The 13,276-nt window shown below is 67.7% G+C and carries 12 protein-coding genes and 1 riboswitch; of the genes, 5 read left to right on the forward strand and 7 right to left on the reverse strand.

Translation table 11 applies throughout. The annotated features are described in order from the left end of the window. Positions 1-51 precede the first annotated feature (51 nt). The 7 genes from gcvH to OB895_RS05990 form a co-directional block, all read right to left on the reverse strand. Positions 52-429 carry a glycine cleavage system protein GcvH gene (gene gcvH, locus OB895_RS05960; protein WP_042542013.1) on the reverse strand — a complete coding sequence of 126 codons (378 nt, stop codon included), beginning with the start codon at positions 427-429 and terminating at the stop codon, positions 52-54. Beyond that, positions 426-1,610: a glycine cleavage system aminomethyltransferase GcvT gene (locus tag OB895_RS05965; RefSeq protein ID WP_079112528.1), complete on the reverse strand. Its 1,185-nt coding sequence runs from the start codon at positions 1,608-1,610 to the stop codon at positions 426-428. Before OB895_RS05965 ends, gcvH begins: the two co-directional genes overlap by 4 nt. 234 nt (positions 1,611-1,844) lie before the next feature. After that, positions 1,845-1,939, reverse strand: a riboswitch (glycine riboswitch). A gap of 126 nt (positions 1,940-2,065) precedes the next feature. Next, the gene (locus OB895_RS05970; RefSeq protein WP_079112527.1) at positions 2,066-2,902 is read right to left on the reverse strand and encodes an ATP-binding cassette domain-containing protein; all 837 of its coding nucleotides are present in this window, start codon (positions 2,900-2,902) and stop codon (positions 2,066-2,068) included. Continuing rightward, complete coding sequence (locus OB895_RS05975; protein WP_042542016.1) at positions 2,899-3,762, reverse strand: ABC transporter ATP-binding protein; 864 nt, start codon at positions 3,760-3,762, stop codon at positions 2,899-2,901. Before OB895_RS05975 ends, OB895_RS05970 begins: the two co-directional genes overlap by 4 nt. Beyond that, positions 3,759-4,739 (reverse strand): ABC transporter permease, encoded by a 981-nt coding sequence (locus tag OB895_RS05980; RefSeq protein WP_079112526.1) that lies wholly within the window; start codon positions 4,737-4,739, stop codon positions 3,759-3,761. The genes OB895_RS05975 and OB895_RS05980 overlap by 4 nt, the downstream gene beginning before the upstream one ends. Then, positions 4,732-5,727, reverse strand: coding sequence for an ABC transporter permease (locus OB895_RS05985; protein WP_042542018.1), 996 nt, complete (start codon positions 5,725-5,727; stop codon positions 4,732-4,734). The genes OB895_RS05980 and OB895_RS05985 overlap by 8 nt, the downstream gene beginning before the upstream one ends. Positions 5,728-5,766: 39 nt before the next feature. After that, positions 5,767-7,461 (reverse strand): ABC transporter substrate-binding protein, encoded by a 1,695-nt coding sequence (locus OB895_RS05990; RefSeq protein ID WP_079112525.1) that lies wholly within the window; start codon positions 7,459-7,461, stop codon positions 5,767-5,769. Between the two features lie 245 nt (positions 7,462-7,706). On the opposite strand from OB895_RS05990, the gene OB895_RS05995 reads away from it, so the two are divergent. From OB895_RS05995 to OB895_RS06015, 5 genes are read left to right on the forward strand one after another with little or no spacing between them, the layout of a single operon-like run. Beyond that, positions 7,707-8,423 carry an NUDIX hydrolase gene (locus OB895_RS05995; RefSeq protein ID WP_042542020.1) on the forward strand — a complete coding sequence of 239 codons (717 nt, stop codon included), beginning with the start codon at positions 7,707-7,709 and terminating at the stop codon, positions 8,421-8,423. Then, positions 8,420-9,757 (forward strand): quinolinate synthase NadA, encoded by a 1,338-nt coding sequence (gene nadA, locus OB895_RS06000; protein ID WP_311879448.1) that lies wholly within the window; start codon positions 8,420-8,422, stop codon positions 9,755-9,757. Before OB895_RS05995 ends, nadA begins: the two co-directional genes overlap by 4 nt. Beyond that, entirely contained in the window at positions 9,754-11,265 is a 1,512-nt protein-coding gene (gene nadB / locus OB895_RS06005) for an L-aspartate oxidase (RefSeq protein ID WP_311879450.1), read from the forward strand. Before nadA ends, nadB begins: the two co-directional genes overlap by 4 nt. After that, a complete protein-coding gene (gene nadC / locus OB895_RS06010; protein ID WP_311879451.1) occupies positions 11,265-12,116 on the forward strand; it encodes a carboxylating nicotinate-nucleotide diphosphorylase in 852 nt (283 codons plus the stop codon). The genes nadB and nadC overlap by 1 nt, the downstream gene beginning before the upstream one ends. 5 nt (positions 12,117-12,121) lie before the next feature. Beyond that, positions 12,122-13,261, forward strand: coding sequence for a cysteine desulfurase family protein (locus OB895_RS06015; RefSeq protein ID WP_311879452.1), 1,140 nt, complete (start codon positions 12,122-12,124; stop codon positions 13,259-13,261). The last annotated feature ends 15 nt before the right edge of the window (positions 13,262-13,276 follow it).

The following is a 13,276-nucleotide window of genomic DNA, read 5'->3' on the forward strand; positions in this document are numbered from 1 at the left end:
GTGGCGGCGGTGGTTCCGATATGACGATCGGCGAAAGAGACCACTGGTCGATCAGCCCTCCGTGAGAGCGACGTACGCGTCGCGGTCCATCAGGCCGTCGAGCGCACCGGCACCGACGGAGACCTTGATGAGCCAGCCTCCGGCGAACGGCTCGGCGTTCACGAGCGAGGGGTCGTCGACGACGGAGTCGTTGATCTCGACGATCGTGCCCGTGACCGGGGCGTAGAGCTCGCCGACCGACTTGGTCGACTCGATCTCGCCCACGACCGAACCGGCGGTGACCTCGGTGCCGACAGCCGGGAGCTCGACGAAGACGACGTCTCCGAGCTTGTCGGCCGCATAGTCGGTGATGCCGATGGTCACGGTGTCGCCGTCAGCGGCGATCCACTCGTGCTCGTCGGTATAGCGCAGTGCGTTGAGGTCGGTCATTTGGTCCTCCGGTAGAAAGGCAGAGCGGTCACGGTCGCAGGGATCCTGGTTCCCCGCACATCAAGGAATACTGCGGTTCCCGCCGCAGCGGAAGAAGGGGCGACGTAGGCCATTGCGATCGGATGGCCTAGTGTCGGGCTCAGGGCGCCACTCGTGATCTCACCCAGGGCGACACCGTCTGCGTCGACCACGGAGTAGCCCGCCCGTCCGGCGCGCTTGCCCTCGGCGACGAGACCGACGAGAACCGGAGCGTCGGATGCGGCATCCACCGCTCCCTTGCCGATGAAGTCCTCTTTGTCGGACACGACGACGCGACCGAGCCCGGCCTGCGACGGCTTCGTCTCACGGGAGAGCTCGTGGCCGTAGAGCGGCATGCCCGCTTCGAGTCGGAGAGTGTCGCGCGCTGCGAGGCCGGCGGGCACGAGTCCGTGCTTCTGTCCGGCTTCGGTGAGTGCGTCCCAGAGTGCAGGGGCATCGGCGACACGCACGAGCAGTTCGAAGCCGTCTTCGCCGGTGTACCCGGTGCGGGCGAGAAGAAGCGGCGCCCCCAGGAACATCGCGTCGGCCCACGCGTAGTACTTCTGCTCGGACCAGGGAGTGCTGAGGTCGGTGATGCCGGCCGTCGACGAGACGATCGCCTCGGATGCGGGGCCCTGCACGGCGAGCAGCGCGTACTCGTCGGAGACGTCCTCGACGTCGACCCCGCGATCTCCGAGGAAGCCCTCGAAAGTGCGGTCCTCCCCTGCGGCGAGCGGCGCACGTTCACGTTCGATCCGCGAGGGGAACGAGCGCACTCGTGAAGCGAACGCCGAGTCGACGAATCCGCGGTTGCCCGCGTTCGCGATCACCAGGAAGCGGTCATCGGCGAGCCGGTAGACGATCACGTCGTCGATGATCCCGCCGTCGTCCGCGAGCATCAGCGAGTACTTCGCCTTGCCCACGGGCATCGCGGAGAGTCGTCCGGCCAGGGAGTAGTCGAGGAACTCGCCGGCGAAGTCACCGGTGACCAGGAACTCGGCCATGTGCGAGATGTCGAAGATCCCGGCGGCCTGCCGCACGGCGTGGTGCTCGGCGAGGTCGGATGTGTAGCGCACCGGCATCTGCCAGCCGCCGAAGTCGGTGAACGAGGCGCCGAGCGCCTCATGGCGCTCACGGAGCGGGGTGTAGCGAGGGTCGGACATGGAGTTCTCCCGGGCTGGGTCGGGCGGAACAGCGCAGACGCCGTTCCTCGGAACTCCCCCTCTGTCATGGGCCTGAGAGCTTCGCCCAGAGACTGGGCTTTCACCGTCGGCGGACCGCCGGCGAAGAGACGGAGACGCGCAGAATGCATGTCGCCAGGGTTTCGACTCGGGCGCCTCCGGCGGCCTCGCTCAACCCGATTTCTCGCTTCGCTGGAAATCGCTTTTCAGAGTGGCCGGAACCGCGCGGTACGCGTACCTGAGAGATTGGCGGGGAGGCTTGCTCCTTCGGTGCCCGGCTGCGTTCGCCGGGGCTCTCCCGCGTGGGTCATTCGGCCTGTCTTCACTTGTGGGATCAGTCTAGCGGGTCGTGTGCTCCGAGACGGATGCCGTTCCGGTCGCCCTTCGTGCCGCGCGAACGAGTGGACGGCGGCGCGAAGGGGGACCGGAACGGATGCTCAGCGACCGGCGAGCTCCGCCCTGACCTCATCCCGGAGGCGGCCGAGGTTCTCGGGCTCCGGCGCCGCCCCGAGGAGCGTCTTCGTGTACTCGTGCTGCGGATGGAGGATGACCTCGTCAGCGGGCCCGCGCTCGACGACGTCGCCCTTGTAGAGCACCATGATCTCGTCGCTGAAGTGCCGAGCCGTCGCGAGGTCGTGCGTGATGTAGAGCACGCCGAGATTCTCCTCCCGCTGCAGGTCGGCCAGCAGGTTGAGCACGCCCAGCCGGATCGAGACGTCGAGCATCGAGACGGGCTCATCGGCGACGATGAAGCGTGCCCCCGGCGCGAGCGCCCGCGCGATCGCCACACGCTGACGCTGACCACCGGACAGCTCATGCGGGCGGCGCTCGGCGAAGCTCTCGCCGGGTGACAGCCGCACGCGCTCGAGCAGCTCGATGGCGCGCGCACGCACTTCCCCACCGGAGAGCTTGGGGTGGTGGAGCCTGATCGGGCGCTCCAGGTGGTGGACGATCGTGTGGAAGGGGTTCAGCGAGGCGAAGGGATCCTGGAAGACCATCTGCACCTGCGAGCGGTAGTCCTCGACCGCGCGGCCCCGCATGCCCGCATCCTTGCCGTCGAGCAGGATCTGCCCGCTGGTCGGAGTCTCGAGCTTCATCAGCATCCGCGCGATGGTCGATTTGCCCGACCCCGATTCGCCCACGAGGGCGACCGTCTTACCCGCTTCGATCGTGAACGAGACGTCCTTGACCGCGTGGAGGGTCGATGTCTTGAGCCCGGATCGCAGGGTGAAGTCCTTCACCAGGTTGCGGGCTTCGAGGGTGGGAGCACTCATCGGATCTCCTCCTGACTGGGCTGGTTGCCGGTGCGGACGAAGTCTCCGCGCTCGCCGGTCAGACTCGGGAAGCTCGACAGCAGCTTCTTCGTGTACTCGTGCTGAGGCGTGCGGTAGATCTCCTCGGCGGTGCCCTCTTCCACGATCTGGCCCTGCAGCATCACGGCGATGCGGTCGCTGATCTCGATCAGCATCGGCAGGTCGTGCGTGATGAAGATCACTGCGAACCCGAGCCGCTCGCGCAGCCGCATGATCTCGCGGATGATCCCGCGCTGCACCACGACGTCGAGCGCGGTGGTGGGCTCGTCCATGATCATGACCTGCGGATCCAGTGCGAGCGCCATGGCGATCATCATGCGCTGCCGCATACCCCCCGACAGCTCGTGCGGAAAGCTCGTCAGACGCGACGGGTCGACCCCGACCAGAGTCAGCAGCTCTTCGGCCCGAGCCTGCTTGTCCTTCTTGGACATTCCGGGACGATGCGTGTCGAAGATGTCGAAGATCTGCGCCTTGACGCTGATCACCGGGTTGAGCGAGTTCATCGCCCCCTGGAACACCATCGAGATCTTGTCCCAGCGGAACGCGCGCAGACCGTCGCCGTCGAGCGCGACGATATCGATGTCGTGCCCGTCGCGGTCGTGGAACACGATCTCGCCGCTCGTCATGAGCGCCGGCGCCTTGAGCAGCCGGTTCATGCCGTAGGCGAGGGTGGTCTTGCCGCAGCCCGATTCGCCGGCCAGCCCCAGGATCTCTCCTCGGTTGAGAGTGAGCGAGACGTTGCGAACCGCCTTGACGGGCGGGTCCACCTCGTACTCGATCGACACGTTGCGTGCAGTGAGCACGGCATCCGGAGCGCTCATACAGCGACCCCCTTCGTCTTGGCCGCCTTGCGCACGCGTCGAGCGGCGTCGGGCGCATTGCGCAGCTTGGGGTTGATGACCTCGTCGATCGCGAAGTTGATCAGGGCGAGACCCGCACCGAGCATCGCGATCATGACACCCGGAGGCACGAACCACCACCACGCACCTCGTCCGAGCGCCTGCCCCGACTGCGCGTCGTTGAGGATGGTGCCCCAGGTGATCGAGGAGTTCGGTCCGAGGCCGAGATACGAGAGGCCGGCCTCACCGAGGATGGCGAAGATGATCGCGAACAGGAACTGGGCCGTGAGCAGCGGCAGCAGGTTCGGCATGATCTCGACCAGGATCACCCGGAAGGATCGCTCCCCGGCGACTTTGGACGCGTAGACGTAGTCGCGGGTGCGCAGTGATCGCGTCTGCAGCCGGAGCACGTAGGCGGCCCCGGCCCAGGAGGTGATGCCGAGCACGAAGGCGACGAGCTGCCAGCTTCGCTGCGGGACGAAGGACGAGATCACCATCACGAGCGGCAGGCCGGGGATCACGATCATCACGTTCGTCAGGAGCGCGAGAGTGTCTTCACGCCATCCGCCGAGGTAGCCGGCGAGAACGCCGAACAGCAGGGACAGGATGATGGCGATGCCGCCCGCCACCACGCCGACCAGGAGCGAGCCCTGGGCGCCGATGGCGAGCTGGGCGAACATGTCGTTGCCGAGCTTGGTGGTGCCGAGCCAGTGCTCCGGCGACGGCGGGAGCAGAGCCGGGTTGTCGGTGCTCCGCGGGTTCTGCGAGAACATCGGCGCGATGATCGCGAACAGGACGATCGCGATCACGATCGTCGCCCCGGTGATGAACTTCGGCGAGGTCGTCGGGAGCACCCTCCGGCGCTTGCGTCCCCGCTGCGTGGCCAACGAGATCGTGCTCGCCGGCTGGGTCATGGGCTGATCCTTGGTGATCAGGACTGCGTTCTCGGTGTCAGACATTCTGGCGCGCCCTCGGGTCGATGAATCCATAGACGAGGTCCATGATGAAGTTGGCGGCGAGCACCGTGATGGTGATGACGAGGAAGAGCCCCTGCATCAGCGCATAGTCGTTGTTCGTGACCGCCTGGAACATCAGCTTCCCGATGCCCGGGTAGGTGAACACCTGCTCCATGACGATGGAACCGGCTACCACGAAGCCCAGGGTGATCGAGAAGCCGGCGATCGACGGGATCGCGGCGTTACGTGCCGCGTAGGTCGTCATGATGCGACGAGGACGGAGCCCCTTGGCCTCGGCCGTGAGCACGTAGTCCTCGGCCATGGTCTGCACCATCATGTTGCGCATGCCGAACATCCACCCGCCGACCGATGAGATGACGATGGTCAGCGCGGGCAGGATCGCGTGCGAAAGCGCGTCCGTGAAGAACGCCCAGGTCGGTTCGGGGCCGTCCGGGAAATCGAACACGTCGTAGCCCCCGAAGATCGGGAACCAGCCGAGCCCGACGGCGAACACCGAGACGAGGAGCAGCGCCATCCAGAAGTACGGGATGGACTGCAGCACGGTGGTCGCCGGGATCAGGTGATCGACCCAGGTTCCGCGCTTCCATCCGGCCCAGGCGCCGAGCACGACGCCGAGGATGAAGGAGATCACGGTCACCGTGCCGACAAGGATGAGCGTCCAGGGCAGGGCCTGCCCGATCAGCTCACTCACCGGGGCCGGGAACTTGGTGACGGAGATGCCCAGGTCGCCCTGGAACATGCGTCCCCAGTACGCGATGTACTGCTCCCAGAGAGACGAGTCGTCGCCGCCGAGCAGCAGCTTGATGTTGCGGATCGTGGTCTCGGAGACCTCGCCGCCCGCTCGCTGCATCTTGGCGATCATGATGTCCGCCGGGTTCCCCGGCATGAGCCGGGGAAGCAGGAAGTTGAGTGAGATCGCGGCCCACAGCGTGAACGCGTAGAACCCGATTCTTCGTGCATAGAACTTCATGTCACTGACCGTGCTTCCTGCTCCCCCGTCTTCATGTGCTTACTTGACCGGCTCGAGCTGCGTCAGGACGTAGCCCGCCGCGATCGCTCCCCAGGACGGCGGGAAGGCGTAGAGGTCCTCTTCCGTCGGCCATCCCGTGAAGTCCTTCGTGTTGTAGAAGGTCTGGGTCGCGTTGATCACGAGCGGGATGTAGGGCAGGTCACGGACGATCTCGGTCTGGATCGTGCCGTACAGCTCCTTCTTCTCCGCCTCGTCGTTCGTGCTGACGGCGGCCTGGATCGCCTGGTCCACGACCGGGTTGCTGTAGCGGCTGAAGTTCCAGCGGCCTGCCGGCACCTCAGTGCCGACCGCAGCCGTCGACTCGACGGCCGTGCCGCCGAACCAGTCGCGGTAGATCTGGAACGGGTCGGCGACCGAGGTGCCGATGACTCCGCCGACGATGAGCTGGAAGTCGCCGCCCTGACGGGCGTCGGAGAACTCCTGCCACTGCACGGTGGATGCCGTGACCTTGATGCCGGCCGCCTCCGCCTGCTCGGCGATCAGCTTGGCGGCGTCGTTGTAGTCGGTCCATCCGTCGACCGAGATCAGGCTGAGCTCGACGGGCACGCCGTCCTTCTCGTAGATGCCGCTCGATCCCTTGGTGTAGCCGGCGGCCTCGAGGATCTCGCCCGCCTCATCGACGTTCGCCTCCTGAGGGCTGACCTCGTTGGCGGAGTCCGCGACCCACTTCTCGTCGCGCGGCAGCAGTGCGAAGGTGGGCGAGATGTCGCCGGTCAGGCCGACGAACGCCTTGTCCTTGATCGCGGTGCGGTCGATCGCGACGTTGAGCGCCTGGCGAACGGCCACGTCCGTCTGGGGACCGGTGCAGCCGAGCTCGGTGTTCGAGCAGGTGTACAGCACGGTCGGGTCCTGCGGGGTGTTGATCCAGTCGATCGCTCCGTTGCCCGTCACGTCGTCGGGGTTCGGGATGAACATTCCGGTCCAGTCGAGCTTGCCCGCGGCGAGCAGGTCCTGAGCGGTCTGGTTGTTGTCGACGGCGATGTACTGGACCTTCTTGACGCCGAGCTCGTCGGCATCGCGGAAGTTCTCGTTGGCCACGAGCGTGTACGACTCACTCGTCGTCTTGTCGACCACGTAAGCGCCCGAGCCGACCGGCTCCTCGTTGGCGAAGTTCGCGAAGTCGGTGACCTCCGACCACACGTGCTCGGGGAGGATGTAGGTCGAGCCGAGTCGCTGGAACTCGGTCGTGTACTGCGCGGTCGTGTAGGTGAGCACGACGGTGGTGTCGTCGGTCGCCTCGGCGGAGACGAGGCCGTTGCCCTCGGGGTTGTTCGCCTCGAAGGTGAATGAGAACGCGACGTCGGCCGCGGTGAGCGGCTCTCCGTCGCTCCACTTGAGGTCGGGCTTGATGGTGATCGTGATCGCCGTGCCGTCTTCGTTGTACTCGAAGGAGTCGCCGATCAGGCCGACCGGTTCGGCATCCGCCGTCTTGTTGTAGAAGAACAGCGGCTCGTAGATCGGCCCGAGCGCACCGTGGAGCACGGTCGGTGCGAACGGATTGTAGTTCGCGGTGATGGGGGTCTGGCTGCCGGCCCACACGCGAAGAGCCCGGTCGCCGTCGCCACCGCTCCCCTCGTTGCCGCCGCCTGCGCCACAGGCTGTCAAACCCAGGGCGAGGACGGATGCCCCCGCCACAGCGGTGAGCGCGATCTTGCGCCTTCCGTTACGGATCATTCTGTATTTCCTCTCGGTGCTGCACTGCAGGAGGGATCTCCGGGATGGAGCCGAGTCCCAGATCGGAACCCGCGACAGATCCCCGCGAAGGGATTTGTTAGGACAGTAACCTAACAAATCGCTTTCATAGCGACAAGAGGTCAGAACGCTGGTATATAACGTTTCGGCCTCAGGACTCATCGGGTCACGGAGGTGCACTAACAGTCCCGATGACACTAAGATCGGATCAGGAGGTTAAGGTACTTATGACCCAAAGCGGAGGGATCGACGTCGCCGTGTCGACGGTGATCCTCACTCTTCGGCGCACCGATGACGGTTCGGCGGTGCTGGCGCTGCCTCTCGTGCTGCGTACGCGCGAGCCCTTCGCCGACCAGTGGGCGCTCCCCGGAGGGTGGCTCACCGAGACCGAATCACCCGTCGACGCCGCAGCTCGAACCCTTGCGGAGACCACCGGACTGACCCCGAGCTATCTCGAGCAGCTCTATGCGTTCGGGGCGGTCGACCGCTCCCCTACGCGCGTCGTGTCGATCGTGTACTGGGCGCTGCTCCGCCAGGACGACGTCGACGCGCAGAGCTCGGCACACCGCGCATCGGGTCGCGCCCCCGAGAACGTGCGCTGGTTCGGGCTCGACGAGCTGCCAGCGCTGGCCTTCGACCACGCGAAGATCGTCGAGTACGCCCTGTGGCGGCTGCGGAGCAAAGTCGGCTACAGCCGCGTGGCGCATGGTTTCCTCCCCGCCGAATTCACTCTGGCCGACCTTCGCGAGGCCTACGAGGCGATCCTCGGCAAGAACCTGGATCCCGCCAACTTCCGCCGTCAGGTCGAGTCGGCCGGCAACCTCCTTCCCACAGACCGCTTCCGCACCGGCAACCACCGCCCCGCCCGCCTGTACCGCTACAACACCGACGTCGAGCTCGCCGATCACGGCCCGCTCGGCCCTGAGGAGACGAGCACCCGATGAGCATCACCTTCGTTCCGACACCGGCCGTGCAGCCGTTCGACGCCTCCGTCGACCACGCGATCCAGTCGATCGTGTCGGGCGCTTCGACCGACGCGACGTGCACGACCGACCTCGCCGCCGGCCCCTGGGACTTCGACTCCCGCCCCGGCTACGGCCCAGGGTCGTCGATGGGCGACGTCATCCCGACCGGAGCACCGCGTCAGGGTGAGCTCCCCGCCGCGTACCGGGAGGCGAGCGAAGCCGAGCTCGACGAGCGCATCCGCACGGCGAAGGCGGTGCTGGGCGACCGCGCCGTCATTCTCGGGCACTTCTACCAGCGCGAAGAGGTCGTGCGTCACGCCGACTACGTGGGCGACTCCTTCCAGCTCGCGACCGCGGCGAAGGAGCGGCCGGATGCCGAGGCCATCGTCTTCTGCGGCGTGCACTTCATGGCCGAGACGGCCGACCTGCTCTCCGGCCCCGACCAGGCCGTGATCCTGCCGAATCTCGCAGCCGGATGCTCGATGGCGGACATGGCGGACATCGACCAGGTCGAGGACTGCTGGGAGCAGCTCGCAGAGGTTCTCGGCGACCTCGACGCGCAGGACGAGGACGGCCGCGTGCCCGTCATCCCCGTCACGTACATGAACTCCTCCGCCGCGATCAAGGGCTTCGTCGGCCGACACGGCGGAATCGTCTGCACCTCGTCGAACGCGCAGACCGTGCTCGAGTGGGCATTCGAGCGCGGCCGGCGGGTGCTGTTCTTCCCCGACCAGCACCTCGGACGCAACACCGCGAAGGCGATGGGCGTGCCTCTCGAGCAGATGCCGATGTGGAACCCTCGCAAGGCTCTCGGCGGTTCCTCCGCATCCGAGCTCGTCGACTCCCGGGTGATCCTCTGGCATGGTTTCTGCTCCGTGCACCGTCGGTTCACCGTCGACCAGATCGACCAGGCGCGGGCCGAGCACCCCGGTGTGCGAGTGATCGTGCACCCGGAGTGCCCCATGGCGGTCGTCGACGCGGCCGACGAGGCGGGCTCGACCGACTACATCCGGAGGGCGATCGCCGCTGCGACCACGCCGACGACCTTCGCGATCGGCACAGAGATCAACCTCGTCCGCCGCCTCGCCGCGCAGTTCCCCCAGCATGAGATCTTCTGCCTCGACCCGGTGGTGTGCCCCTGCTCGACGATGTACCGCATCCACCCCGGGTACCTCGCGTGGGTTCTCGAAGAGCTCGTCGCGGGGCGCACGCCGAACCGGATCACGGTGACGGCTGATGTGGCCGACCCCGCCCGCATCGCTCTCGAGCGGATGCTGGCGGCGAAGCCGCCCGTGGTGACGAGCGCACGATGAACGTCGTCGTCGTCGGCTCGGGGATCGCCGGACTGACCGCGGCGCTGCATGCGCGAGAGGCAGGGCACTCGGTCACCCTCGTGACGAAGGGAGCGATCGGCGACGGCTCCACGGGGTACGCGCAGGGCGGCGTCGCCGGGATCTACGGCACCGGCGACTCTGCGGCGCACCACGCGGCCGACACGATCGAAGCGGGGGCAGGCCTCTCGGATGAGGTCGCGGTCGGGGTTCTCGTGCGCGACGGCGCGGCTCGGATCGCCGAGCTGATCGCCCGAGGCGTCGCATTCGACCGGTCGCCGGACGGCGAGCTCCTGCTCGGACGCGAGGCTGCTCATCGTCACGCCCGAATCGTGCACGCCGGCGGCGATGCCACCGGTGCGGCGATCGCCCAGTCGTTGGTGGCTGCTGTTCGCAGCACCGACGTCACCGTGGTCGAGGGCGCCTTCCTCGCCGACGTGCTCGTCGAAGACGGCATCGCGCGCGGCATCCGCGTGGTGGTCGACGGCGTGGCCTCCGACCTCTCCGCGGATGCGGTGATCCTCGCGACCGGCGGTGCCGGTCACCTCTATGCGCACACCACGAACCCCCTGGGCGCCACCGGCGACGGCATCGCCGCAGCTCTCCGTGTCGGCGCGGCTGTCGCGGACCTCGAGTTCGTGCAGTTCCATCCGACGATCCTGGGCGAAGGCCCCGCCTTCCTCGTCTCCGAAGCCGTCCGCGGCGAGGGCGCAACCCTGATCGACGCGGCCGGTCATCGGTTCGTCTTCGACAGCCACCCCGACGGGGAACTCGCTCCGCGCGATGTCGTCGCTCGCGCGATCGCCCGCCAGGCAGCCCGGCAAGGCTCCCCCGTGCGTCTCGACGCGACGATGATCGGAAGACTCCGGCTCGCACATCGGTTCCCGACGATCGATCGGGTGACACGCGAACGCGGATTCGACTGGGCTTCCGAGCCGATTCCCGTGACACCGGCAGCGCACTACCTCATGGGCGGCATCGTCACCGACCTCGACGGCCGCACATCCATCCGGGGCCTGTTGGCCGTGGGCGAGGTGGCGCGCACGGGCGTCCACGGAGCGAACCGCCTCGCTTCGAACTCCCTGCTCGAGGGTGCCGTCTTCGGCGCTCGCGCGGCAGCGGCACTCGAGGCTCCCTGGCAGCATCCTCCGATGACCGTGCGTGGCGGGCAGGCGAACGGCCCGACGCACGGCGATGGCCGCGGCTCAGAAGTGGACGATCACGGCACTGCATTCAGTCGGGCAGCACTCCAGCGACTGATGTGGGACCACGTGGGCCTGCTGCGCTCGGAAGACGGTCTCCGGTACGCCCTGATCACGCTGCGTCGCTGGCTCGCCACCGCTCCCGATCCGACCACCGTCGCCGAGCGCGAGGACGCGAACCTGCTCCTGCTCGCCGACGCGACGGCATCCGCAGCTCTCGCTCGCACCGACTCGATCGGCGCGCACTTCCGCGAATCCGTCGCCGCACCTCTCCTGGAGACCGTCTGATGCTCACCCCCGCCCACATCACCCGCGTCGTCGGCGCTGCGCTCGAGGAGGACGCTCCCTGGGGCGACCTCACCAGCACGACTCTGCTGCCCCCGGACGCCACCGCCACCGCCGATCTGGTCGCTCGAGAAGCCGGGATCTTCAGCGGGGGCGAGGTCTTCGCGGCTGCGTTCCATCTCACCGATCCGAGCATCTCGGTCGATGTGCACGTGGGCGACGGCGACGCATTCGCGGCGGGTGACGTGCTCGCCTCGGTGTCGGGCCCCGCCCGCGGAATCCTCACCGCCGAGCGCATCGCACTCAACTTCACTCAGCGGATGAGCGGCATCGCGACGGTCACGGCCGCATACGTGCGCGCGATCGAGGGAACGTCGGCACGCATCGCCGACACCCGGAAGACGACCCCGGGGCTCCGCGCCTTCGAACGACATGCCGTGCTCTCGGGGGGCGGACACAACCACCGCCACTCCCTGTCCGACGCGGTGATGGCCAAGGACAACCATCTCGCGGTGCTGAAGCGCTCGGGAGTCGACCTCGCCACCGCCCTGCGCGACGCCCTCTCGCGCCTGCCCCACACCACCCACGTGGTCGTCGAGGTCGACCGGCTCGATCAGATCCCGGCTGTGCTCGACGGCGGCGCGCACACCGTGCTGCTCGACAACTTCTCGGTCGACGATCTGCGCGCAGGAGTGACTCTGATCGGCGACCGCGCGCAGGTCGAGGCCTCGGGCGGGGTGAATCTCGACACGGTCGGCGGCATCGCGGCGACGGGAGTCGATGTGATCTCGGTCGGCGCATTGACGCACTCGGCCAGGGCGCTCGACCTCGGCCTGGACGTGCGGATCGACTGACGCGGATGCTCTATCTCGACCACGCCGCGACCTCCCCGGTCCGTCCGGAGGTGCTCGACGCGATGCGCCCGTTCCTCGCCGGGGTGTTCGGCAACCCGTCGAGCCATCACACATACGGCGAAGCTGCGGCGAGCGCGCTCGACGAAGCACGCGCACGGGTCGCGCGGGTGCTCGGGATGCGCTCCGGAGATGTGATCTTCACCTCCGGCGGAACAGAATCGAACAACCTCGCGGTCAAGGGGATCGTGCTCGCGGCTCTCGCGCGCGGCCGCGGGCATCTGGTCGTCTCGCCGATCGAGCACGAGTCGATCCTCGAGTCCGCCGACTATCTGCATCGCTTCCATGGGGTCGAGGTGTCGGCCGCTCCGGTCGACGCCCTCGGCAGGATCTCCGCTTCTGCACTGACGGAGACCCTGCGTGAGGACACCGCCCTGGTGGCGATCGGACACGCCAACAACGAGATCGGCACGATCCAGGACGTGCCCTCACTCGCCGCGGTGGCCCGTGATGCCGGCGTACCGCTGCACGTCGACGCCGTGCAGTCGGCGGGGTGGCTGCCACTCACCGATCTCGGGGCGGATGCGATAGCGGTGGCCGGGCACAAGCTCGGGACCCCCAAGGGGATCGGCGTGCTCGGCGTGCGCGGGCGCGTCGCTCTCGAACCCCTGATGCACGGTGGCGGGCAGGAACGGGGTCGCCGCTCCGGCACCGAGAACGTCGCGGGAGCGGTGGCCCTCGCCACGGCGCTGGAGCTCGCCGAAGCGGAGCGCGACGAGGTGAACGCCCGGCTCAGCGCATCCACGGGACGATTCATCGAGGTGGTTCAGTCGCTCGTGTCGCAGGCGTCGCTCACCGGTGATCCGGCGGCGCGGCTTCCCGCGACGGCGAGCTTCACGTTCACCGGTGTCAGCGGCGAGGCGGTTCTGCTCGAGCTCGAGCGACGGGGAGTCGTGTCGTCGAGCGGCTCTGCCTGCGCTGCCGGGAGCGACGAGCCTTCGCATGTGCTCCTCGCGTGCGGGGTGTCTCCTGCGGTCGCACAGACCTCGGTGCGCTTCACCTTCGGACGCGAGGCGCTGCCCTCCGATCTGCCCGAGCGGCTCGGCGCGCTGGTGGCCGAGTCGGTGAGGGCGGTCGGCCACCCCTGAACGGCGAGAGCTGTG

The sequence above is a fragment of the Microbacterium forte genome (assembly GCF_031885415.1).
Lineage (GTDB): Bacteria > Actinomycetota > Actinomycetes > Actinomycetales > Microbacteriaceae > Microbacterium > Microbacterium forte.